We start from the raw sequence: 24639 nt of genomic DNA, 5'->3' as shown, positions 1-24639 counted from the left end.
GTGGAAGAACTGCACAGTCAGAGTTTATATATGGCAATCGCGCAAAAGGTCGAAGGAATCATACAAAGCAAGCAGATCAAGCCGCATGAGCCTGTTCCTTCCGAGGGAGAGTTGTCAAGGCAATTTGGTGTTAGCCGAATGACGGCCAAGCTTGCGCTTGAGCAACTGGTTAACAAGGGAATGGTGTATCGTTTACCGAGAAGAGGGACGTTTCTCTCCGATCCGGCTCTATCAAAGCAGCAGCAACCGGCAATGGAGCGCAGCTTGGTTCCCGCCGCCCAAAGTAGGATATTAAAAGTAGCATTTGTCGTTTCCAATCTGGACTATTATACTTCGCAGATTGTTTCGGCGATTGAAAAAGAAGCACGGAAGCACAACTTCTCCTTAGTCATTAAGTTAAGTAAGGATGTTGAAGACGAAGATCACTGTCTCAAACAGCTTGCTGCCGAAGGAGTGGACGGGATTATCCTCTTTCCGCGAGGCCGTACAAGGTCAAGCGAGGTGCTGCATCAGTTCAAGCATGATAAGTATCCACTCGTACTCATTGATCGTATTTTTCATGATATCCAGCTTGATAGTGTCTTTCACGATCATTTTCAGGGAGCCTATGAGATGATGCAGTTTCTTATTCGCAAGGGGCACCAAGAAATCGGATATGTGACTAATCGCATAGAAGGGATTAGCAGCAGGGAGGAACGATACCAGGGCTATATGAAGGCCTTGTTTGATTACGATATTCCCGTAAAAAGCCAATATATTCACTTTACAGAAATAACAAACAATCTCACGAATTATTCGGAAGAAAACAAGGAATTGGGTCAATTTTTAAGCGCACACCCGAATATGACTGCCGTGATGTGCAGTGATGACTACGTAGCGGCTTCTGCTATTTATTCGGCGCTGCGGCTAAATATTGATGTTCCAAATCAACTGTCCGTTACCGGCTTCTCAGATACGCAATTAGCAACGATGCTGCCTATTCCTCTAACTACGGTGAAGCAGCCAGCTGAGGAGCTTGTTCAGGAGGCGGTTAAGCTGCTTCTCGAAAGGATACGCTCCTACTGCGAAGAGCAGTCTATTGTTAAAATAAAAACGAAGATCATAGAGAGAAGGACGGTTTCCTGACTTCGATTACAACTACATCTATTTAACTATACGCAATGACTGAGGTGTCCTTATGATGCCGGAGTCATTGCGTATTTTTGTGCGATTTGCGGATTTTGCCTGACATAGATCAGCCTCCTCTCTTTCATAAACACTTCATATCGATCCGCATTGAATGTGTCAGTGACTTTCTGTACGATTGGTCGTGGCTGACTGCGCGGCCCTATGAAGCTGGCAGTAAGAAATGATAGAGAGCTATGGGTAGGAGAAATGATTAGAGGAGGAAGAATAGTGATCGTTAGAAAAAAGGTAATCAGCAATATTCTCGTTGTCTCCATGTGTTTGGCCATGCTGTTCTCGACAGGCCCGTTTCAATTGCTGCCGGCTGATGCGAGCAGCGGCAGCAATGATCCTGCAATAGTTATGGAAGCATCGAATCTGATTCCAAAGAACGACCAATGGATCTATATGGACGGAGGAGTCGATCCAGGCAATTCCTGGCGGGAACTGGCTTTCGACGACACCGGCTGGAAAATGGCGGGCGCTCCCCTAGGCTATGCTAGCCAAGGTAAGGGCCTCGACCTAAACACATGGATCGAATACGGTTCTGATTCGAGCAATAAATATATTACGACTTATTTCCGTAAGGAATTTCAGGTGGCTGAGGCCGATCAGATCAAAGCGCTTGCCGCAACCTTGATCCGCGATGACGGTGCGGTCATCTATTTGAACGGCCAGGAAGTGTACCGGACCAATATGCCGACTGGCGCGATTGCAAGCAGCACACTTGCTTCTGCAGCGGTCGGTGATGAGCGGAATGAAGAGAAATTCGATATCGATGCTTCCTTGCTAGTGGACGGCATGAATGTACTGGCTGCGGAAGTGCACCAGAACGCGCCGGGAAGCTCGGACCTGTTCTTTTCGCTTGAACTGGCAGGTTCTGATGTCCTTCCGCCGGTGATTGGAAAAGATGTGGGATTGTTAGGCGAATATTTCTTGGGAACGAGTGACTTTGGTTTTGGCGAATATAAAGCAACGACCGTAGACCCGCTAATCCATTTCACGAACCTTGACTCGGTGCTGCAAAGCTGGACCGGTCAGCAAGATGATGCCAACGTTCGCTGGACCGGTCAAATCATGCCGCCGGAAACCGGTGATTATACGTTTTACATGACGGGCGACAACGGATTCAAATTGTGGATCGATGATAAACTCGTTATTGACCACTGGGTGAACGACTGGGATAAAGAGCAAACAAGCAGCGCCGTTTCGCTTGAAGGCGGAAAGAAATACAGCTTTAAAGTGGAATACTTCGAAGATTTCGGAGGCTCCAATCTGTACCTGCGCTGGTCCACGCCAAATATGGCAAAAGACATTGTGCCAAGCCACGCCTTCTCTTTGCCAATGGATTATACGGGAACGGTGGCAGGCAGCGTATATAAAGACGGTTCGGCCATTTCGCTTGCCATGATTTCTGATCTGGATGGCTTGCCTGCTGCTTTGCATGATCATCTGACCTTGACGGTAGACGGTCAGCCTGTTCAGGTTCAAAGCGTGGAGCAAGGAAGTGATCCATCCGTTCTTATATTGAAACCGGCGGCTTTAGTCAAGCCAAATCAAAGGGTAAACCTCTCTTATGATGGACAGGCCGGGCTGAAATTGGCGGAAGGAAAAGAGGTTGGAAGCTTTAAGTTCAGCCCTGTCAATCAATCCGAATTGGTCGATTATTCGCCGATCGCCATTGCGATGACGTTCAATGGAAGTCCGAAGACGAACCGCGCTTTTGCCTGGTATACGAATTATGAGAAACCTCACAATGCACCGGCCAATGCGAAAGAAAGCATCGTAGAGATCGTGCCGGCAGATCAGGAGTTTGGATCTCCCGCAGGTAAACGCTTCGTAGGCAAGCCGGAAGAAACCAAAGTATTGAATCTCAAAATCACCAATTCAATCAATGGGTCATTTATCAGCCATAAAGTGCTGGCAGAGGGTCTGACTCCAGGAACAGCTTATAAGTACCGTGTGGGCAGCGACGGAAACTGGAGCGATATGGGTACGTTTATGACTGAAGCCGAGAAAGAACAAAATTATGATTTCCTGTATATGACTGATTCGCAAGGGGCCAATTCGCAGGACTACCAAATCTGGGCCAACACGCTTAGGCAAGGGCTCGATCAGTATCCGGACTCCAAGTTTCTAGTAATGACAGGCGATGAGGTAGATGCCGGCTCGCTGGAATCCCAGTGGCTTGATTATTTCGGAAAGCCGCAAGATATGCTGATGAATTTGCCTTTGATGGCTGCGGTAGGCAACCACGAAGGACCCTATAACGATAACTATTACCATCATTTTCATTATCCGAATGAGTCCATCAATGATCCATTGCCGCCGGGGAGTGTGTATTCCTTTGACTACGGCGATGCGCACATGATGATCTTGAACACGATGGATATGGGCTGGGATGACCGCCAGAAGGAGTCTTTCAAACAGCAAATTGAATGGCTCAAAAGAGAAGTAGCCGAAACGGATAAAAAATGGAAGGTAGTAGGCTTCCATAAAGCCATTTATTCCGTCGGCGGCCATGCGTTGGACGGAGATATTTTGGAACTCCGAAAAATGCTGTACCCTGTCTTCGACGAACTCGGGATCGATGTGGTACTGCAGGGACATGACCATACCTTCATGAGGTCTTATCAAATGTATAACGATAAACCGGTAGCTGACGTCAAGACGGATGAAGACGGCAATACGTTAAATCCTGACGGTACGCTGTACATGATTAACAATTCGGCGGCGACCAAATATTACGATATCAAAGACGGTGTGGACAGGTATTATGCGGCGGTGTATCAGCAGCCGAAGCTTCCGATCTTCTCGGGAATCCGGATGACGGAAGACAGCTTTACGATTGAGTCCTACAAATCCGGCGAGGAAACTCCGTTTGATACGTACACGATAGTCAGAAATGACAAGTTGCCGGAGCCTGTTGAACAATTGACGGCAAGCAAGAACGGGGACGGCAAGACGGTTCTCTCCTGGAGCAAACCGAAAAATGACAGCTCCGGGGAAGCGGTCAGAGGGTTTAGAATTTATGAGGTAAACGGGAAATTAGGCAAGAACTGGAGCGTATATGTCCCGGCAGGTACGAGCCAAGTGAACTATCAATATACGGTAGATGGTACGGACCCGGATAAAATCTGCGAATTCGCGGTCAAAGCCGTCGATAAGCGGGATAATTCGATCGCCAGCACTGTAAGCACGGCAGGTACCGTACCGGCGGCGCCGACTGCTCCGGTGGTTGACGATGGACATAACACGTTTGGCTGGACAAATGTAGCAGGTTATCCGGAGCTATCGGATTACGAATACAGTGTAGACAACGGGAAAACTTGGATTTCCGTAACGGAGAATCCGCAGCCGGTCGGGGATAACGATTATGCTGCGGGCTCGGTGAAGGTACGCGTCAAAGAGGATGAGACTGCAGGGGTTGCCGCAGGGCTGCCGCTCGTTTCGGATACGGCGTTTACGGTGAACAACATTAACAGGACGTACTCCATTGCAGGCGAAATGAAGAGAGGCGATCAACTGCAGGTCGACGTTACCGTGGAGCAGTTGGCTGATTACAGCGGTGAAGCTCATATCGTGTTTCAACTGTTGAAAGGAAGCACGCCGGTGCTAATTAATTCCGTTCCGATTCAGAAAGACAAGCTGAGCCTTTCGCAATACTTCAACTTCAGCGGAGCGGATTATAAGGTGAAAGTATTTGTGCTCGATAAGTTTAATAGCGATCTTACGATTCCGGTTGGGCTCGCGAGACCGGTTGTGCTCCAGTAACACATAGAAAGGAAGGACTGAATACGGTGAAGAAATATTTGGCGGTCGTTCTGGCATTGTTTTTCGTGCTTTCTCCGGTTTCCGGTTACGCAGCGGCTTCGTTCGCGCTCACATTGAGTGCGGATGAAGTCCAGCGCGGCGGTGCAGTTACGCTTTCCGGGACGGTTGCAAGCGGCGTTAGCGATGTTGCGGTTAAGATTGTGCGTCCCAATCAAACGGTTTTATATATTGATAGCCTAACTCCTTCAAATGGCGCTTATACTACAACGGTTGCTATACCGGAAAATGAGGATCTTGCACCGTTCGGCGTTTACCGGGTTGTTGCCGGCATCGGTACCTTAACGGAAACCAAGTCGTTCTCGGTTGTCGAGCAATTGGGAGGCAATCCGGGAGAAGGAGGAGGCACTGGCAATGGCAATGGAAATACAGCAGCTGCCATCCCCTCAAATGCCGGTAAAGCGGAAGGTTCCATCGTTAAGCCTGAACTAGCCCTGGATGGAAGACTGATCTTTGGCAGCGAAACGATGGCTCAAGCCATTCAACAAGCGACCGGTTTTGTAACGGTCGAGCTGCCAACATCAGCAAGCGATTCCGGAAGGGCTCTGGAGTTTCCGGCGAAAACGTTAAAGAGCCTCAAGGACAAACAGTTGGATTTACTCTTAAAAGCCGATAACCGTACCGTTCTATTCGCGGATGGTTCCATACCGGCTGCGAATGAAGAGCAATCGCGCGTTCAGATCGTTCTCCATTCAGGATGGACTGACGAAGCAAAAAGCATGGTGAATCAGTCGCTGCAGTCGAACCCGGATTATACCTCGACGGGCATTGTCCTCTCCGTTGTCATCAACGTGATAGACGGCGACAACATTACCGAAATCCACCATTTGGACAAGCCCGCCGTCGTAACGATGAAGCTGACGGAAGAACAGCAAAAGCTGATCTCATCGAATCTTGCCGGCGTGTATTACGTGAATGGCGATGAACCCGTATATGCCCCGGGTACCGTTAACAACGGCCTGTATACATTCACGGCTGAGCACTTCTCGTATTATACGATTTTGGAATATAACAAGGCTTTTGTAGATTTAGCCAATCATTGGGCGGAAACACCGGTCAAGTCTCTTGCTGCCAAGCATATTGTCAAAGGGGTGGATGACCAGCATTATATGCCGAATCGAAGCATAACCCGGGCAGAGTTCGTCGCTCTCGTTATGCGGGCGATCGAGTGGACGGGGAAACCTTCAATAAATGCAGCGGATAATCCATTCTCGGATGTGCCAGCTAATCAATACTACACCGAACAGGTTGCAGAAGCAGCATCGCTCGGTATTATTTCGGGCTATAACGTAGCGTTTAGGCCAAATGAAAAGATTACGCGCGAAGAAGCGGTGGTCGCACTCGTTCGTGCAGACCAATACTTAAGCCTTGCCGAATCGGACAAAGGAAAGCCTGCTTTTGCAGATGCGAAAGAAATCTCCGGCTGGGCTGCGGCAGCTGTCAATGAAGCCTGGTCGCAAGGATTGATTCAAGGGGACGGCACTCGTTTTTATCCGAAAAATCCGGTTACCCGGGCTGAAATGGCCGTTATGATCAATCGGATGCTGCCAAACCAATCTTTATAAAACGAAAGCAGGAGGACCTAATCGCAATGTGGAAAAGGCTTATTTCAGTCGTAATGACGGCATTGTTACTGTTTAGCATGTTGGTTCCTTTCGCCTTGGGTGCCGTTTCGGCGGCTCCTGTCTATACGATACAGGACACAAAAACGTGGAATGTGGCTCTGAATGCGAGCGCGACGGCTTCGGGTCAGTGCAACAACAACGAGATCGCGAAAGCCGCGGTCGACGGCAAGAGCGATACCAAATGGTGCGACAACACCAATGCCAAAAAGAAGTGGCTAAAGCTGGATTTGGGGCAAATCTATAACCTTAACCAATGGGTAGTGAAAAATGCCGCAATCAACGAATCCGCCAATAGCCCATTTTGGAATACGAAGGATTTTCGTTTGCAGAAAAGCATTGACGGCACAGTCTGGGAGGATGTCGATGCGGTGAGGAATAATGTGCAGACGATCGTCGACCGGCATGTTCCCGCCTTCTCAGCTCGGTACATCAGGTTTTATATCGATAAAGGAGCGCACGATAATAACACGGTTCGGCTGTATGAGCTGGAATTGTACGGGGTAGGCGCCGACCAATTGCCAGCGTATCCAGCAACCAACCTTGCGCCGGTGGATTACGTTGACCCGTTCATCAACACGATGGGCGACAATGGACAGACCAATCCCGGTCCTTCTACGCCATTCGGTCTGGTTTCCCTTGGGCCGGACGGCGATGGGGGAGCATTCAGCGGGTACTACTACCAAGATAAAAATTTGAAGGGATTCTCGCATCTGCGGTTTAGCGGGGTAGGCTGCAGCGGCGCAGGCGGCAACATCCTGATGATGCCGGAAACCCGTTCTTTTACAAAAAACAGCAACGAATATAAGCAGCCATATGACAAGAGCAGCGAACAAGCTTCTCCGGGCTACTATGCGGTGAATCTAGCATCCGGTATCGGGGTTGAACTGACTGCATCGGACAACGTTGGCTTCCATCGCTACACCTTCCCTGCGGCGGATACAGGCTCCGTTTTGGTTGATCTGTCAAACTCTTATGCAGGGATGGTAGACGCTAACCTGACCGTAGAGAACAATAACGAGATTTCAGGCATGATCCAATCGAAGAACGTGTGCGGACATGGGTACTACACGATGTATTACTCCATTCAGTTCGACCATGATTTTGACTCCTATACTTCCTGGCAGGGTGATGTTACAGGCGCTGAAGCCACGCGCACCGGCTCGAACAGCGGGGTATGGGTAAATTTCAATACTTCAAACCAAAAAGTGGTTCAAGCTAAGGTAGGCCTATCGGCGATTAGCGTAGAACAGGCGAAATACGAGCGGGACCACGACATTGCAGATTGGGATTTTGACGCGCAGCACAATCGTATAAGGAATAGCTGGAGCGAATTGCTGAACAAAGTTGAAATTACGGATGCCGACGAAGAAAACAAAAGAGTATTTTACACGCAGCTGTACCACTCTTTCCTGCATCCGAAAAACGTAACCAGTTCGAACGGTACGTTCCGGGCGGGCAGGGACGAGAACACGGTTCGCCAAACCTCAGAGATTGGCGATGACTTTGAATACTATAACGGTTGGACAACCTGGGATGATTACCGCAAATATTCCTTGTTTTCGCTGCTGGAGCCTAAAAAGTATGAAAATATGGTCAAATCGATGGTGGATCTGTATAACACCCGAGGCTCGTATACGCAGTGGGGGAGCGGTTACTGGCCAAGCCCGACTGTAAGAAACGAGTTTAATGGCGCAGTCATTCTCGATGCATACGCGAGGGGCTTTGACGATTTCGATGTGTACCGGGCACTTAAAGGAATGGCTGTCGATTCAGACAACTACTCCGTGAGCGATAACGAAATTTCCGGGAAGCTCGAAAAAGCGTACAGCGCTTATTTTCCGATGAAGCTTGCCGCTTTGACCGGGGATCGCGAGACGTATGAGAAATACAAGACGGCCGCACTTAGCTACAAGAGCCAATGGAATCCGAATCAAGTAGACGAGAGCGGCAACCCACGCGGATTCTTCACGCCGACCAATACGCGGACAGTAGCCCAAGGAGACGTTACGGCAGTAGACAAGTACGCTTACCAAGGAAACCTGTGGACGTACCGCTGGTTTGTGCCTCATGATGTGATCGGTCTGGCCGATTTGATGGGCGGTAAAGAAGAAATGGCGAAAGACCTGCAATATTTCTTCAAAATCAATGAATATATGGCTGTTAACGAACCGGATTTGCAGGTTCCTTACCTGTTCAACTATTTGGGCTATCCATATTTGACCCAATATTACGCAAGGGAATATACGACGGAAGTGGTAACCCAGAAATACCATAATCACGGTCCATATGCGTATTCGATGAAATCGCGCGTTTATCGCGACGACCCGGAAGGATATTTGCAGTCAATGGATGACGATGCCGGCGGAATGTCTTCATGGTTTGTGTACAGCGCCATGGGTTTGTTCCCAGGCAACCCGGGAGATCCGTATTACTTGATCGGCTCCCCTATTTTCTCGGAGATGAAGCTGCATTTGGATAACGGCAAGACGTTTACGATTAAGGCGAATGGCGTTTCCAGCGCCAACCGGTTTATCCAGTCTGCTCAATTGAATGGCAGTAATTTCAATCAAGCCTGGATCAGCCACGATAATATCATGTCGGGCGGCACCCTAGAATTCGATATGGGCTCGGAACCGAATACAAGCTGGGGTGCAGCAGCAAGCGCAGCGCCGCCGACAACGGATTTCGCGGCAGAAGTGGATAATGCACTTTCCCGTCAAGAACTGATTGCGGAACAATCGGAATGGAAATATTTGGACAAAGGACAGTACGCCGGCAATGGCTGGGCAAATCAGGAGTACGATGACAGCGGCTGGGCTTCCGGGCCTGCCATGCTGGGGTACGATAACCTTAATAAGGTGAATACGAAGGTCAGCTACGGTCCGGATGCTAACAACAAGTACCCGACCACCTACTTCCGCAAAACTTTCGAAGTATCCGATACGGAAGATATTCTTGAACTGGATGTCAGTCTGATTCGAGACGACGGCGCGGTTGTGTATTTGAACGGACATGAAATTATCCGGACAAATATGCCTCAGGGCGGCGTGAGTTACAACACTTTTGCCAACGCAACCGTAGGAGACGAACGAAATCCGAATGGTTATCAGATTGATCCGAATTATCTGGTCAAAGGGACCAATGTCTTGGCAGCTGAGATCCACCAGGCCAATGCAACCAGCTCGGACATCGCATTCGAGTTCAGCCTCGAAGCGGTCAAGCGGATGGTGAAACCAGCAGCTCCTGTTGAGCCGGTAGTCGATGATAAAGCAAACACATTCGGATGGACGGCTGTGCCGGGCTACGAGCAAGCAGCCGAATATGAATTCAGTACGGATAGAGGCTTGAATTGGAAGCCGGCAACCTCGAATCCGCAAACCGTTGGACCGCTAGAATACGAAGCCGGCGAAGTTCAGGTGCGAGTCAAGGCCAATGAGAGCCAGCATCATACGGTTGGCCATGCCCTGCAATCGGAAGTTGCTTATACTTCTGACGTACTGTGGGACGTATTTGATCTTCAGGCCGAAGTAGAGCGGACCGGTAACATGATTGTTAATGTGACAGGCACATTAAAAGGCGACTATGTCGATTCCGCAGTTGCCGTATTCCAGCTAATGGATGGAAATGAGCGGGCTTTACTGTCAAGTGCTGTGCCTGTAGAAGCCGGAAGCTTCCAGCTTTCGCAGACCTTTAACGTCAATGCAAGCAAATACCAGGTGAATGTCTACTTGGTGGACGCATTTAACGGTAACATCTATGATTCATTATGGCTGGCGGAGCCGGTTGAAACGCAGCCGGAACCGGTCCCTGCCCCTGAACCGGAGGAGCCTGAGCAGCCAGAGGAACCGCTGCCGGTGCCGCTTCCGTTACCGGAAAAAGAACCGGAATTGCCGGTGGAGCCAGAGGAGCCGGAAGAGCCTGTCGAAGACAACTTGGCGATCGAGTTTGAAGACCGCAGCGAGTGGACATCGGCGGTCAACACATTCAATAACGGCGGACTAAAAACGGAAGCCAAAAATGGCGGCACGGTTGTGGCCAATACGTTTACCGGAGCATGGCTCGCTTATAAGGCGATCGATTTCGGAGCCGAAGGCGTCAATCAAATTGCCATTGAATACGATGCGCCTACCTCGAGAACGCCGGGAGACAGCAAACTCGAAATCCGGTTAGGCAGTATCGATGGCGATCTATTAGGTACGGTCAACCTGTCAAATACGGGCAGCGGATGGGAAATATATAAAACGGCTGAAGCACAATTGAACAAAACGGTAGCAGGTACGCAAGATCTGTACATCGTCATGAAAGGCAGCACAGACAGCGCTCATCCTTACATCGGTAACCTCGACCGTTTGACATTCGGATACCAGAAGGTAAGATCCGACTTCGCCAAACTGGAGCTGGAAGTTTACGATGAATGGTCGATGGACCTGAACCCGGCCAACAACGGCCCGCTCAAAACGGAAAACGGAAAAAGCGGCAAACAGGTGGCGAATACCTTTGACGGGGCATGGCTTGCCTACAAGACAATGGACTTCGGCAGCGAAGGCGTCAATCAATTGTCCATCGAGTATGCAGGCAACAGCGCGAGCACCGCAGCAAATTCAGCCGTTGAAATCCGCCTCGGCGGCGTAACCGGTACTTTAGCTGGCACGATCGCCGCGCCTCCGACAGGAAGCGGTTGGGGTAATTACAGTACGGTAACAGGAGATCTAACCCAAAAGCTAACGGGCATTCAAGACGTTTATCTGGTGTTTAAAGGCACTACCGACGCTACTTTTAAATACATCGGTAACTTCGATAACGCCAGCTTTACGTTAAAAGCGCAGCCGCCGGAGCCGAGTGTGAATGTGGAGTTTGAAGACCGCTTTGAATGGACCACGGCTAAAAATACGTTTAATAACAATCCGTTAAAAACGGAACCGAACAACGGTGGCACGGTTGTCGGCAACACGTTTAATGGCGCATGGCTTATCTACAAAGATGCCGAGTTCGGGACGCAAGGCAAAAATTACGTCGAGATCGTATACGACTCGCCTTCTAATCGAGCCCCGGCAGACGTCGTTGCAGAAATTAGAATGAATAACAAAGACGGTGCGATTATCGGCAAAGTTAATCTTCCGAATACGGGCGGCAGTTGGGGGGCATACAAAACAGTCGGCGCACATCTTGATCAATCGCTGACCGGCAAGCAAACCATTTGTATCGTATTGAAGGGATCAACCACATCAAGCCTTTTGTATGTAGGGAACCTCGATCGGATGAAATATTCCAGGGTCGATTAAGAAGCCTGTATTATAGTTCGTTTTCCGCTTAAAATGTATAAAAAAAGGCTCCTTCCTTCTATGTAGAAGAAAGGAGCCTTTTTGGCGGATTCTTTATGGAAACTAGGCGGAATTATACCAGAGTGTCTGAAATGCCTATACTTTTTAAAGAGCGGATTACTTCAACGAGAGACAGCTTTGAATCAAAAGGCAAGTTGTTACTTTTTTAATGCTTCAAGCATGTCGTGGATATGGCTATGMATGAGCTGCCTTGCCTGCTCACTGTGTCGTTCCTCAATGGCGATCGCAATTAAGATGTGGTAATTGGATGCTTTGGTACGCATATGAGGCAAGGTGTTTGTCTGTTTGCGGCCTTCGGCGAGAAGTGGGTAGATTGACTCCAACATGCGAAATAGGACAGGATGCTGTGCTGATTCTGCAATGAGATGATGGAAGGCAAGATCGGTATCTAGAAATGGCCCCCCTTCTTCCATCTGGTTAACCATAGAGTCAGCCAGCGCTCGAAGTTGCTTGACTTGGGTGCGCGTAGCATGCTCTGCACTTAAAGCAGCCAGTTTGGGTTCAATGAGCAGTCTTGCTTCCAGTAATTTGACGAGAGAAATATCACCCAGTTCCTTAAGGTCCGCAGTAGGGTCTTCTAACAATAATGGATCGTTGCGTACATACATTCCCCGTCCATGTTCGATACTGACATTTCCTTGGCTTTCCAGAGTCCGCAGCGCTTCTCTTACAGTAGATACACTTACAGCCAGGTCCTTTGAGATCTCTTGCAGCGTTGGTATACGTGATCCGGGAGGCCATTCCCCACTAATAATTTTTTGTTTAAGTACATCTATTGTCATTGAAAAGGTAGTTTTTTTCATCATCATAATCCCCAATGTATCTTCATATTAGGTCTATATTATCATAATCGTACAAGCTTCTCCTAATCGTAATTACGTATTGACATCTAGAAATAAAGATACTATGATACCTTCATAAAGATCGGATCTTTAACGGATATAAGTAATCAAACGAAATAATATATGTTATATTCAAATATTAGATCAGATCTATATGTGTAAATGTTATAACTATCAAATATAGAAAGGATGAATATAGAGGGTATCCGTCGTTGTTTCAGGGGAGGAGGATAGGATAAGATGGCAATCATGTCTTTTGAAGAGTCCAAGATTCTGTTTAACGTGCAAGAGGTGGAAGCATCATGAACAAAAAGGAACAGCTGCAGCAGTTAAAGGATTCCGGAATCGTTGCAGTCATTCGAAGGCCTCCATATAACAAGGTCATTCAGATTACGGATGCACTGGTTTCAGGTGGCGTTGGAGCGCTAGAGGTTACGGTCGATACAGACAGGGCATATGAAATCATTGCTCAGTTGAAAGAGAGATACGAAGGTAAAGCCTTAGTTGGCGCAGGTACAGTATTAGATGAACAAACAGCGAAGGCGGCGATCGAAGCTGGAGCTGATTTTATATTCTCTCCGATCCTGGATGAAGCTACGATTCGTTTAACCAACCAATATGGACGTATCTCGATTCCAGGGGTTATGACGCCGACAGAGATCGTGAAGGGATATCAATACGGGGCAGACATGCTTAAAATTTTTCCGGGCTCCTCACTAGGTGTTAACTATATAAAAGAGTTATCGGCTCCACTCGGACATATTCCGATGATGCCAACAGGTGGAGTTACTTTGGACAATGTAGGCCCATTTATTCGCGCAGGTGCTGTGGCTGTAGGCATAGGAAGTTCATTAACGAACGTGAAAGCGATTGCAGAAGAACGGTACGAGGAGCTTACAAGATTAGCTCGTCAATTCAGACTGGAAATCCAAAAAGCCAGAGAATAGGGAGAGGGTAAATTTGAAAATTACTAAGTTTGAGACTTTTATAGTACCACCCCGGTGGCTCTTCTTAAAAATTGAAACAGATGAAGGAATAGTTGGATGGGGGGAGCCTGTAATCGAAGGCAAAGCCCATACGGTACAAGCGGCTGTAGATGAGCTCATGGATCTGTTAATCGGGAAAGATCCGCTTCGCATTGAAGATCATTGGCAGGTGATGTACCGTGGCGGGTTCTACCGTGGCGGCTCGATACTGATGAGTGCGATCGCCGGGATTGATCAGGCGTTGTGGGATATTAAAGGTAAATATTTCAATGCTCCAATTTATCAGCTGCTTGGCGGAGCTTGCCGTGATTCGATGCGTGTCTATTCCTGGATCGGTGGGGATCGGCCGAGTGATGTTGGACTAGCGGCATTGGAGAAGCAGCAGCAAGGCTTTACAGCGATTAAGATGAACGCAACAGAAGAGATGCAATATATTGATAGCTATCAAAAGGTGGATCAGGTCGTGGAACGGGTAGCAGCGATACGTACTGCGACTGGCCCGGATTTTGGCATTGGTGTAGATTTTCACGGCCGCATTCATAAACCAATGGCGAAAGTACTTGCCAAAGCATTAGAGCCTTACAGGCTAATGTTTATAGAAGAACCCGTGCTCCCGGAAAATAACGAGGCACTCCGGGATATTGTCAGCCATACCAGCACACCGATTGCGACGGGTGAACGAATGTTCTCACGCTGGGATTTCAAATCATTACTGGAAGATGGTTATGTGGATATTATTCAACCAGATTTATCGCATGCAGGCGGCATTACAGAGTGTAAGAAAATCTTCGCGATGGCGGAGGCTTATGATGTTGCAGTAGCCCCTCATTGCCCGCTAGGACCTATTGCTCTTGCTGCTTGTCTGCAAGTTGACGCAACAGCCCACAATGCAGTCATTCAGGAACAGAGCCTAGGGATTCATTATAACCAAGGGAATGATCTGCTGGATTATATAACGGACCCTAGCGTATTCTCATACGAGGATGGGCATGTGAAGATTCCGCAGGGCCCGGGGCTAGGCATTACAGTTAATGAGGAGTATGTCCGTAAAATGGCGTCGGAATCCCCACATCGATGGAGAAATCCGATTTGGAGACATAAGGACGGATCGGTAGCCGAATGGTAGAGCAGAAGAGATTTAAGAAAAGAGTAGAAAAACGAAACCAGATTTGAATCATAGGCGGCTTAATTTCTAAAGTGCAGACTACTTCCTTAATACAAGGAGGTAGTCTTTTTTATGAAAGATATAAAGCGATTAATGAGCTAAGGAATGAAGAGGAGATTTTAACTACGCTGTAGTTTCTACAACAGAACAACCTACAGACGAGTTGTTTCTTAGCTACGCTGCAGTTACTACAACAGAAACAGCCTAATTAGACTAATTGAGGTCTTCTTGGGCTGTTTCTGCTGTATTTTCTACACTGTAGCGCTACACCATGCTCGCAGAATCTGGTTTCTATTGCACAAAGTGCAGCAGCCAATAGGCAACGCGCTTTATTGGGCATCATTCATTGAGTGAACAAATGAGAGATCATTTGTTTATTGCGCAGTCTGCAGAGACGGGTTCCTCTAGGGGCCCGTCTTTCTTTTGCTTAGGCAGGACCGTGTTATAGAAATAAATTGACCCATGCGGGTCATTGTCCATGACTTCAAAGAAAGTAGAATCATAGACTAATCCAATGTATTCGTGGGTGGAGGTGACCTGCATGCCCAAAATGACTATAAACATAGGCGGTAAGAAACTCGGTAAGCCAAGACGATCATGTGTAAAAAACATAAAAAAAAGATGTTCTAAGAAAAAAGAGAAAAATTGCCGAAAGAAAAATAAAGCATTCAGGACCCTATACGTAGTAACTCGAATTAAAATAATTCCTTCATGTGTGAGGCGAAAGCATCGAAAGCATCGAAAGCATCGAAAGCATCGAAAGCACCCTTTAATTCGCATTAGACCCCTGGTTAAACGATATTTTTTTGTTGCACCCCAGGATATGGATTTAACAAACGGAATCATTATTTCATCCACTCAGTTTATTGATGACAGCGGTGAGACGGTCAAAATGTTTAGCGATTACGGTAAAGAAGGTTATTTTAATCTATTTATTAATGGAGTCTTGCAAGAGGGCGGGATGTATCGCGTGAAACCCAGTGCATTGACCATTGTTGCAGCGGCGCAAAATATTTCTGAAGGTACTCCCATAATTATTGAATCGGTTGGGTTTACCACAAAGTTAGTATACAAATAGATATATGAACCGGAAAGTCTACCCTTCCCGTTCACTTTCCCTGGAATATAGTAATATCGAAGCACATTTCAGAATAAGAGGAGGTTTTTATCATGGCACTACAACTCATGAAGCTGCTTGTAACGGCAACGACCACTACTGAAACGGGTCCATCGCCAGAAAGATTTTTCTATGTGACAACGGGTGCAACGGCGGCGGGTACGACATTAACGATCGATACTGAGGATTTTTTCGATGATTTGGGCGCAGCTGCTACTGATCTTCCTGTATTAGCAACTGATAGCAGCATGTATAATGTGTACATTAATGGAGTATTACAAATGCAAGGCATTTCGACCTATACCCCTGGCGCTGCAACCGTTGGATCACTTGCGATTGCCGTACCGGCAGGAGGAGACCCTATTCCAACTGAAACACCGGTTGTATTAGAAGTTGTAAACTATGATTCTGTCTCTACAACAACAGTTACAACTTAATTTGAGTAATTAATGATAAAACCCAACAAATAAACCCTTGGCCAAGTTGGTCGAGGGCTTTTTTTTTTCGTGTTATTATCTAATTTGAAATCGAGTTTATGCGTGCTGGAGTGTTATTATTTTACTAGGGCTTAATACGTAAGCAATATGAAAAGAGGCTGCGAACGCGTTCACCAAACGCTGCGCAGCCTCTTTTTTGATATCTAATAATTTATAAGCTTATCTATCTCCGCGAAACGAGCTTTACCGCCAAAGGACTGCTGCAGCCGTTTACGCTTGTATTTCAATATGAAGATAAACTCGATTCGCCGAAATCCAAGCCTTGTGACCAAGATGGAATGAAAACGCATACATGTTATTTTTGTTTTATTTTATCCCATCGCTGCCTGTAGGGGGTGGTTAATGGCTTTAAAGCGATTGGTAAATCTTGCGGAGCCCGATAAATGGGCGTTTTTAACGCAAAAATGACACATTTTCGCTATTATCAGACTAGTTTGATTTATTCGTCATTAAGTCTTTATTCATTATAGTATGCGCTTTCACGCGAGAGTGAAAATGACATATTTACGGTGCTTCCACTTGTAGGCTATCGTTGTCCTTGTAAGCGATAGCAACTTTCGAATCCTGCAACGGATCACGAAGCTAAAGCAACGATAACGAAATCCGAAAGGAGTGACCCCTATGCAGGAGGCTAAAGGTGTTTTAACGGCAGGCATGCTGCCAGTGCCGGATAAGGCGAAGAGCAGGATATGGAAAAGAGTCATTCAGAACTGGGAGCTGTATCTTTTCATTGCACCCGCATTTTTCTACTTTCTCATATTCTCTTACGGGCCGATGTACGGCATACAAATCGCATTCAAGAACTTCATACCTACGAAAGGGATTTTCGGAAGCCCATGGGTAGGGTTCGATCATTTTGTAAGATTTTTTAATTCCTATTACTTTTGGGACTTGTTATGGAACACACTAAGTATTAGCCTGTATGAACTCGCTATCGGGTTTCCGATTCCGATTATACTGGCACTGGCTTTCAATGAGTTGAAGGGCGGAATCTTTAAACGGGCGGCTCAGACAGTCACGTATGCGCCGCATTTTATATCCGTCGTCGTTATGGCGGGGATGATTATTACGTTCTTGTCACCCTCATCGGGGATTGTCACTCATCTCATCGAATGGTTAGGGTTTGACTCACCGGATTTCCTGACAGACCCTAAGTGGTTCAAGACGATGTACGTGTTCTCGGGTGTCTGGCAGAGCGCTGGCTGGGGGACGATTATTTATCTGGCTGCCCTTTCAGGGGTAGATCCTGGTCTGCATGAGGCAGCGATTATTGACGGAGCCTCACGCTTCCAACGCGTTCGCCATATTAACATCCCGACGCTTGTACCAACGATGACCATACTATTAATCCTGAATATGGGAAGTCTGCTAGGGGTAGGGTTTGAGAAAATATTATTGCTGCAAAATTCGCTAAACATGGAATCCTCGGATGTCATCTCGACTTTCGTTTATCGTTCAGGGCTGGTGGATGCCCAGTACAGCTTCTCGACGGCGATCGGCGTGTTCAATTCCGTGATTAACGCGATTGTGCTAGTGGTCGTGAATCAAATTGTGCGACGTACCAACGAAAACAGCTTGTGGTAGAAGGGAGTGTGACCGATGAATTCGGGCGTAAAAGAAACCGGGCGTGATAAACTATTTCTTGCTTGTAACTATATTTATGTGTTTTTAGCCTTTATTATAGTGGCTTATCCTGTTATTTATATGATCAGTGCTTCCATTAGTGATCCGGAGCTTGTCGGTTCAGGTGAAATGTGGCTGTGGCCGAAAGGCATTACGTTTGAAGGCTACCAAAGAGTGTTCCAGAACGCGAGTGTATGGACGGGCTACGGTAACACCATCCTTTATACGGTGGTGGGAACAGCGATCAACTTATTCGTTACACTGCCGGCTGCCTATGCGCTGAGCCGGAAGGACTTTCTGGGACGCAACTTTTTTATGGGAATGTTCATGGTCACCATGTTCTTCGGCGGCGGACTTGTGCCAAGCTATTTGCTCGTCAAAGAATTAGGAATGGTCGATACGATGTGGGCGATTGTCATTCCGTCAGCCGCATCGATCTGGAATATCATTGTATCCCGTACGTTTTTTCAATCCTCGATTCCGAAAGAGCTGCAAGAAGCTGCCCAGATCGACGGATGCACCAATATACGCTTGTTCTTCAAAATCATTCTGCCGTTGTCGATGCCGATTATCGCGGTTATGGCTTTGTTTTATGGGGTCGGCAACTGGAACAGCTATTTCTCGGCGCTTATTTATTTGAACGATGCCGCGAAATATCCGCTGCAGCTTGTGCTGCGTCAGATTCTTGTTTTGCAGGAGATGTCGGCTCAAGGCGGGGGCACAATCGATGCTTCCACGGCGTCGGCGCTTAACAACAAGGCAGAGATTGCCGCGCTGGTTAAATACTCCGTTATTATCGTAGCGACTGCGCCGATTATCGCGATTTATCCGTTCCTACAGCGTTACTTTGTGCAAGGTGTCATGATTGGTTCTGTTAAGGGCTGATCTTGCTCATAAATGATATGAAAAAGGGAGAGGGATTTTGGATGAAAAAGCTACGTAAAGCATCATCGCTTCTGCTCAGTCTCACGCTGCTCATCTCAGTATTAGCGGCATGCGGCTCACCGAACGATGAAGGTAAAGCAAATGGCAGCAATGCCGGCTCCGAAACGTCGACATCCAATCAGGCTGAGGGGGTCAGCAAAGAAGGGTTTCCGATTGTCAGCGAACCAGTCACGCTCAAGATGATGTCACAGGATGTCGGCGTAGCGGATTGGAGCAAAATGCCTGTTCTACAAGAGATGGAGAAATTGACGGGCATTAAGCTGCAATACCAGAACGCCCCGCTTGACAGCTTTGCTACGAAGAAGAACCTTGTATTTGCGAGTGGTGATTTGCCGGATATTTTTTATGCAGCGGATCTAAAACCGGCAGAACAAGTGACTTACGGTTCCCAAGGCGTACTCATACCTCTAGAAAAATACATTGATGAGGGTTATGCGCCTAATATCAAAAAAATCTTTGATGACCATCCGGATATCCGTAAGTCGTTTACGACGCCAGACGGCCATATCTATGCTTTGCCGAATATTGATTTAGCGGCTGTTTGGTATCGCGGCCCGATGTGGTATAACGGCAAGTTCTTGAAAGCACTTAATGCAACAGAGCCTAAAACGACAGACGAATTGTATGATTATTTGAAGCGTGTAAAAGATGAGGATGCAAACGGAAACGGGAAGCAGGATGAAATTCCGCTCACCTCCGTTAAGCTGGACGATTTGCGCATGTACTTCCTAGGCTTCTGGGGCATTTACGACGAGGTCGTCTATGCCGATAAAGATGGCAAAGTGCATTATACACCGCAAGAAGAGGGATACAAAGGATACTTAACGTTCCTGAACCGTTTGTGGAAGGATGAGCTGCTCGACCATGAGACATTCTCGCAAACGGACGAACAGAAGAAGGCGAAAGGCAAAAACAACCAGGTTGCCGTCTTCAATGACTACTTCCCTTACTTTACGCTAGGCGGCGAGCCAAGCGAGGACAACCCGTTGATGACGCCTGTGAAAAGCGAAATCGCTGATTCTCCGGTCTATGGCAAACATCCCGGCATATCGGCGAACGGTACCTTTGCCATCACGAGCAGCAATCCGGCCCCAGAGGCAACGATGCGTTGGGTAGATTACCTATACAGCTACGAAGGCGCTACCTTGTTTAACCAAGGTCCAGAGAACCTGCTTTGGAAATATAAGAATAAGGAAACGCATGAGAAGGAATGGCTTCCGGTTCCAGGCGGCGTCGACCGTGAGGAATACCGCGGAACGCTTACGCCGAACTATGGCATCCTTACGCCGGGCATGAACTCCAGCGAGCTTGCCTTGGGGCTTCGCAGCGATTTCGACTTATGGATCGATAAGCAAAATGCGGAAAAGCTTACACCAATCGCAAAATCGCCTTACCCTAACGTTTATTTGACGAATGAAGAGCAAACTGAGGCATCCGCTTTGTTATCCGATCTGAACACGTACGTTAAACAGATGGAAGCGAAGTTCGTAACTGGCCAGGAATCGCTGGCTAATTGGGATAAGTATATGGCTCAAATTAAAAAAATGGGCGGCGACCGTATTGCCGAGCTTTATCAAAGCGCGTACGACAGATAGCGCAAAGGCAACGATCCGAGCATGAAGCAAGAAGCCAAAATAACCCGGTCATGCATAATGATGACCGGGTGTTGCTTTATCTTTTGTTATTCGTCGTCCAGGTCAGAAGCAGACTCAGCCGGCCCGTTCTCCCCGTAAAGCTTACGGTACTGGCCAGGCGTATAGCCGGTTTCCTTCTTGAACTTTCGGATAAAGTTAGGCGTGTCCAGATAGCCGACCTGAATAATGATTTCCTTGAGCGGTGCATTCGTCGTTTTTAAATGACGGATAACCTCATCCATTCTTTTTTGCCATATATATTGAATAAAGTTAAGGCCCATCTTTTCCTTGAATGACCGGCTGACATGCGATGGCGAGATAGCGAACTCGAAGGCGATCGTTTCGAGACTGAGCGTATGGTCCGTGTAGTGATCATCGATGTAGGATACAATCCGGTCGATCTGCGACTGCTCTTCTTTCTGGTTGTTACGCTCCACTTGCTTGCAGATTCGGGAGGCGAGATTCAGAAAGCCATTTTCGAGCTCATCCAAGGAATGGCTGTAAATCATATTCGGAGCTATTTCCTGCATCAAATTATGAATGCCAAGCTCAGACGCGGTTTTTAGCATCGTATTCAAAATGTCAAAGCAAATGCAGCGTTTGAGCAAAGCGGACAACTCGGATGACTGCAGGCTCTGGATAGACGGACTAATCATTTGCGAAGCCACGTCGTAGCTTCCCTGCTTTAAGCTCTGAGAGAGCTTGAGCAGCGAGTGATTCGGAATCCAGAACTCGTGATCCGGCGTATAGAGCAGCTTCTCGAAATAAGTGACGGTGCCATGGCCGCTGGATGTGCGCAGCTCAAATGCGGAGCAGGCTTCGATAAACGACTGATTAAGCTGGTCCGGACTTGAATAGCAGGTCCCAACGCCTATCGTGGGAGTGACATCGAACGTCTCCAGCATGCTGCAGCGCACGGCTTCGACGATGTGACGGATTGGCGTGAATTCCTCCTCCGCCTGCGTGCTGTTGAAGCTGATAATCAGCGCGATTTGATCCAATTGCGGGAGCTCAACGCCATAGGCATGAGCCGCCAGTTCGGGAAATTCAATCTGGGCAAGCAGCTCGATCATTTCCTGCCGTTCCTGCCGCTCGTCCTGTGTTCCTTCCATGTCGCCCCATCCAATCACCATAACGAAGTGATGGGTTCGGTCGAAATGAAGGTCGAAGGCTTCTTGAAGCTCAGGCGTAAGGCTTTGCGCATTTCCGTATTTGAGGAGCATGGACAAGAAATGATTACGGGCGTACGGCTCTTGAAGGTCTACGCGCGAGCTGTATTCCTGCAATGCCGTTCGGATTCGATCCAGCTCGTTGCCGGTTGAAGCAGAGCCGTCGGCCGGATGCCTCGGTTTGGATTTGGAATTCGCGAATTCTACCAGCGTAGAAATGGGCTGGTATTGCATTCTGGCCAGCAAAAGGGCAATCGCGGCACCGACGAGCACGACAATGATGAACAACAAGACGATGAAGCTCCGAACATGCACGACGCTGCTGAAAAATTGCGCGCTAGGCATGACGGTCACATACGTCCAGCCGTTGTTCTCCGACGTTACGGATACGATCGAGTGCGGTTTTCCGTTTAACAGCTTGTCGTGAATGCCAGGCGAGAGTCCGAAAAGGGACTTCGTGTCTGTACTGCTCAAAGCCTCTCCCTGTCTATTGTCGACCAGAATTTGGCCCTTGTTGTCCAGGATATAAGTTAGGCCTTGATAATTGCCTAGAATCGAATCGATTAAGCTCGTAAGCTCGGATTTCTTGATGAGATACATGATCGTTCCGTGCGGATTAGGATTATAGGGCGTAATCGGAACGAGATAAGCCAGCATCGATTCTTGAATACTGGAGTTGCGGACGACGGTATCGGCTGGGCGCATAGTTGGAAACTTAGCGCTGTTCAAGTCTTTTAAAATCGTTTCTTTGCTCCACTTGCTGAAGCTGAAGCTGCTTGTGAACACGTCAAAGCTTGAGAGCCCTTTCGCAGAATAAATCTTCTCATCCTTGTGGAAATACAAAAACAATTCGTCAATGATCGAGCTGGTTGCCTTATATTGATCCAGTGCTTCGATAGCTTCTCCGCTATAGTAAGCATCATGGACCCGGAAGGGAGTCAGCCTCTGGTCATAAGAGATGCGGGATGCGATATCGCCTAGCTCTTTCATTCGGCCGTCAATAATAACTTTGGTCTGCGTTAATTGATTGAGGCGGGATTGCTCAATTTCGGAACGAAGATTGGAGACCGCGCTTTGATAGATGAAGATGGTCATCAGGACTAAGGGGATAAGCAAAATAAACAAGTAGGACCAGATATATTTTAAAAACAGTTTGGATTTAAAGTAGTTCCGTTTCATCGATTCTGCCTCCTGTTATTTACCGATCCTTTTAGTTGATTCCTATCATACCAACAATTTTACAATTTGGACATAGAGTGAAAAATACTAAAAACATACAAATCGAGATAGGCCTATTTCATAGGAGGTATATCATGAGCGAAATAAAAGAGTCAGAGGACCAAGCGCAGGCAGTGGAACAAGGCGTTCACAACTTCAGCAGCGAGGAGCAGTGGGTAAAGCCCGAGGACCCGCTTCTGCTTGAGCGTCTCGAGTGGTTCAAGGACCAGAAGCTGGGTCTCATGATGCACTGGGGACCTTATTCTCAACTTGGCGTCGTAGAATCATGGGCGCTTAGCGACAAGGATGAGGAATGGTCGCGTGACGGCATCGATTGGGATGTGGATGCGGAGGAACTGAAAAGGCAGTACTTCGGGTTAAATAAGACGTTTAATCCGATTCGCTTTCAGCCGGAGGTATGGGCAGACCTGGCCGCGGAGAACGGCTTCAAGTATTTAAACTTCACGACCAAGCATCATGACGGTTTCTGCATGTGGGACACCGGCACGACGGATTACCGAGTCACGGGACCCGACTGTCCCTTCCACATGAATAAGCACGCCGATATATGCAAGGAGCTGTTTGATGCTTTTCGTTCGAGGGGCTTAGCCATTTCTGCTTACTTCTCGAAGGCCGATTGGCACACGCCTTACTACTGGGCACCGGGCATGGAGCGGGGCAATTTTACGTCGCGGGGGCCTTCCTATGATCCGAAACAATATCCTTGGCTGTGGGAACGTTTCGTGCAATTCACCCATTCGCAAATTATGGAGTTGATGACAGGGTACGGCCGCATCGATATGCTGTGGCTCGACGCTGGCTGGGTTAATGATTACCGCGATCAGAACATCAGACTCGGCGAAGTGGTGGAGAAGGCGCGCGAAATCCAGCCGTGGCTGCTTTCAGCGGACCGTACCGTCGGCGGGCCGTATGAGAATGTGATTACGCCTGAGCAGACACTGCCGGATCGTCCGCTTCATGTGCCATGGGAGAGCTGCATTACGATGGGAACCTCGTTCTCCTTTCGATTCGAGGACAAATATAAGTCCGTGCGGCAATTGATTCATTTGCTCGTTGAAATCGTCGCGAAGGGCGGTAATTTGGCTCTGAACGTTGGGCCGCAGCCAGATGGCAGATTGTCTGAGACGGCTATTTCCAGAATCAAGGGGATGGGCGATTGGCTGAAGACTTATGGCGAGAGCATTTACGGAACGCGTATTTGCGAGCCGTATTCATCTGGCAATTGCCGATTTACAAGAAAAGACGATACGGTCTATGTCTTTTACTTGTACAAAGATGAGCAAGAGAAAGTGAGCGGGGAAGTGCATCTTCCCGTGCAGCAAGCCTTCACTAGGATTGACCTCGTAGGCGGACAGGATAACCTGCAGTATCGCCGAACCGAGGATGGAATTGTTGTCCGGCTTGCGGAGAATGAATGTTTAGGCGAAACGCCGATAGCGCATGTATTCAGAATCAAGTAA

At 47.8% G+C, this 24639-nt stretch carries 14 protein-coding genes; 12 read left to right on the top strand and 2 right to left on the bottom strand.

Features of this window, described 5'->3' with window-relative positions; translation table 11 throughout:
• The 4 genes from AC1DLI_RS11535 (at nucleotide 1) to AC1DLI_RS11520 (ending at nucleotide 11902) form a co-directional block, all read left to right on the top strand.
• Nucleotides 1-1125 carry a substrate-binding domain-containing protein gene (locus AC1DLI_RS11535; protein WP_477602624.1) on the top strand — a complete coding sequence of 375 codons (1125 nt, stop codon included), beginning with the start codon at nucleotides 1-3 and terminating at the stop codon, nucleotides 1123-1125.
• Between the two features lie 270 nt (nucleotides 1126-1395).
• Nucleotides 1396-4938: a PA14 domain-containing protein gene (locus tag AC1DLI_RS11530; protein ID WP_477602622.1), complete on the top strand. Its 3543-nt coding sequence runs from the start codon at nucleotides 1396-1398 to the stop codon at nucleotides 4936-4938.
• 26 nt (nucleotides 4939-4964) lie between these two features.
• A complete protein-coding gene (locus AC1DLI_RS11525) occupies nucleotides 4965-6560 on the top strand; it encodes an S-layer homology domain-containing protein (RefSeq protein WP_477602620.1) in 1596 nt (531 codons plus the stop codon).
• A 26-nt stretch (nucleotides 6561-6586) separates the two neighbouring features.
• Nucleotides 6587-11902, top strand: a complete 5316-nt coding sequence (locus AC1DLI_RS11520) for a GH92 family glycosyl hydrolase (protein ID WP_477602618.1) — start codon at nucleotides 6587-6589, stop codon at nucleotides 11900-11902.
• A gap of 197 nt (nucleotides 11903-12099) precedes the next feature.
• On the opposite strand, the gene AC1DLI_RS11515 is transcribed toward AC1DLI_RS11520, so the two are convergent.
• Nucleotides 12100-12765 (bottom strand): FadR/GntR family transcriptional regulator, encoded by a 666-nt coding sequence (locus AC1DLI_RS11515; RefSeq protein WP_477602616.1) that lies wholly within the window; start codon nucleotides 12763-12765, stop codon nucleotides 12100-12102.
• 341 nt (nucleotides 12766-13106) lie between these two features.
• On the opposite strand from AC1DLI_RS11515, the gene AC1DLI_RS11510 reads away from it, so the two are divergent.
• From AC1DLI_RS11510 to AC1DLI_RS11480, 7 genes are all read left to right on the top strand, one after another.
• Nucleotides 13107-13751 (top strand): bifunctional 4-hydroxy-2-oxoglutarate aldolase/2-dehydro-3-deoxy-phosphogluconate aldolase, encoded by a 645-nt coding sequence (locus tag AC1DLI_RS11510; RefSeq protein WP_477602614.1) that lies wholly within the window; start codon nucleotides 13107-13109, stop codon nucleotides 13749-13751.
• Nucleotides 13752-13764: 13 nt separating this feature from the next.
• Complete coding sequence (gene dgoD, locus AC1DLI_RS11505; protein ID WP_308996279.1) at nucleotides 13765-14916, top strand: galactonate dehydratase; 1152 nt, start codon at nucleotides 13765-13767, stop codon at nucleotides 14914-14916.
• 580 nt (nucleotides 14917-15496) lie between these two features.
• Entirely contained in the window at nucleotides 15497-16033 is a 537-nt protein-coding gene (locus tag AC1DLI_RS11500; RefSeq protein ID WP_477602611.1) for a DUF4183 domain-containing protein, read from the top strand.
• Nucleotides 16034-16125: 92 nt separating this feature from the next.
• The gene (locus AC1DLI_RS11495; protein ID WP_477602609.1) at nucleotides 16126-16509 is read left to right on the top strand and encodes a DUF4183 domain-containing protein; all 384 of its coding nucleotides are present in this window, start codon (nucleotides 16126-16128) and stop codon (nucleotides 16507-16509) included.
• Nucleotides 16510-17223: 714 nt separating this feature from the next.
• The gene (locus AC1DLI_RS11490) at nucleotides 17224-18153 is read left to right on the top strand and encodes an ABC transporter permease (protein ID WP_477602910.1); all 930 of its coding nucleotides are present in this window, start codon (nucleotides 17224-17226) and stop codon (nucleotides 18151-18153) included.
• A gap of 15 nt (nucleotides 18154-18168) precedes the next feature.
• The gene (locus AC1DLI_RS11485) at nucleotides 18169-19077 is read left to right on the top strand and encodes a carbohydrate ABC transporter permease (RefSeq protein ID WP_477602607.1); all 909 of its coding nucleotides are present in this window, start codon (nucleotides 18169-18171) and stop codon (nucleotides 19075-19077) included.
• A 41-nt stretch (nucleotides 19078-19118) separates the two neighbouring features.
• Complete coding sequence (locus tag AC1DLI_RS11480; protein WP_477602605.1) at nucleotides 19119-20732, top strand: extracellular solute-binding protein; 1614 nt, start codon at nucleotides 19119-19121, stop codon at nucleotides 20730-20732.
• A gap of 86 nt (nucleotides 20733-20818) precedes the next feature.
• Here AC1DLI_RS11480 and AC1DLI_RS11475 read toward each other — a convergent pair whose 3' ends face one another.
• Complete coding sequence (locus tag AC1DLI_RS11475; protein WP_477602603.1) at nucleotides 20819-23119, bottom strand: helix-turn-helix domain-containing protein; 2301 nt, start codon at nucleotides 23117-23119, stop codon at nucleotides 20819-20821.
• Nucleotides 23120-23253: 134 nt separating this feature from the next.
• On the opposite strand from AC1DLI_RS11475, the gene AC1DLI_RS11470 reads away from it, so the two are divergent.
• On the top strand, nucleotides 23254-24639 hold the full coding sequence (locus tag AC1DLI_RS11470; RefSeq protein ID WP_477602601.1) for an alpha-L-fucosidase: 1386 nt from the start codon (nucleotides 23254-23256) through the stop codon (nucleotides 24637-24639).

Source organism: Paenibacillus sp. 01T443 (assembly GCF_056398325.1).
Note: the sequence above shows the minus strand (reverse complement) of the source record. Positions and strands in the feature narration are given on the sequence as shown.

What these genes read in the sequence shown, in the direction of transcription:
- AC1DLI_RS11520 (WP_477602618.1), top strand. Translation starts at nt 6,587, where the DNA reads ATGTGGAAAAGGCTTATTTCAGTCGTAATGACGGCATTGTTACTGTTT.
- AC1DLI_RS11510 (WP_477602614.1), top strand. Translation starts at nt 13,107, where the DNA reads ATGAACAAAAAGGAACAGCTGCAGCAGTTAAAGGATTCCGGAATCGTT.
- AC1DLI_RS11500 (WP_477602611.1), top strand. Translation starts at nt 15,497, where the DNA reads ATGCCCAAAATGACTATAAACATAGGCGGTAAGAAACTCGGTAAGCCA.
- AC1DLI_RS11495 (WP_477602609.1), top strand. Translation starts at nt 16,126, where the DNA reads ATGGCACTACAACTCATGAAGCTGCTTGTAACGGCAACGACCACTACT.
- AC1DLI_RS11490 (WP_477602910.1), top strand. Translation starts at nt 17,224, where the DNA reads ATGCTGCCAGTGCCGGATAAGGCGAAGAGCAGGATATGGAAAAGAGTC.
- AC1DLI_RS11485 (WP_477602607.1), top strand. Translation starts at nt 18,169, where the DNA reads ATGAATTCGGGCGTAAAAGAAACCGGGCGTGATAAACTATTTCTTGCT.
- AC1DLI_RS11480 (WP_477602605.1), top strand. Translation starts at nt 19,119, where the DNA reads ATGAAAAAGCTACGTAAAGCATCATCGCTTCTGCTCAGTCTCACGCTG.
- AC1DLI_RS11475 (WP_477602603.1), bottom strand. Translation starts at nt 23,119, where the DNA reads ATGAAACGGAACTACTTTAAATCCAAACTGTTTTTAAAATATATCTGG.
- AC1DLI_RS11470 (WP_477602601.1), top strand. Translation starts at nt 23,254, where the DNA reads ATGAGCGAAATAAAAGAGTCAGAGGACCAAGCGCAGGCAGTGGAACAA.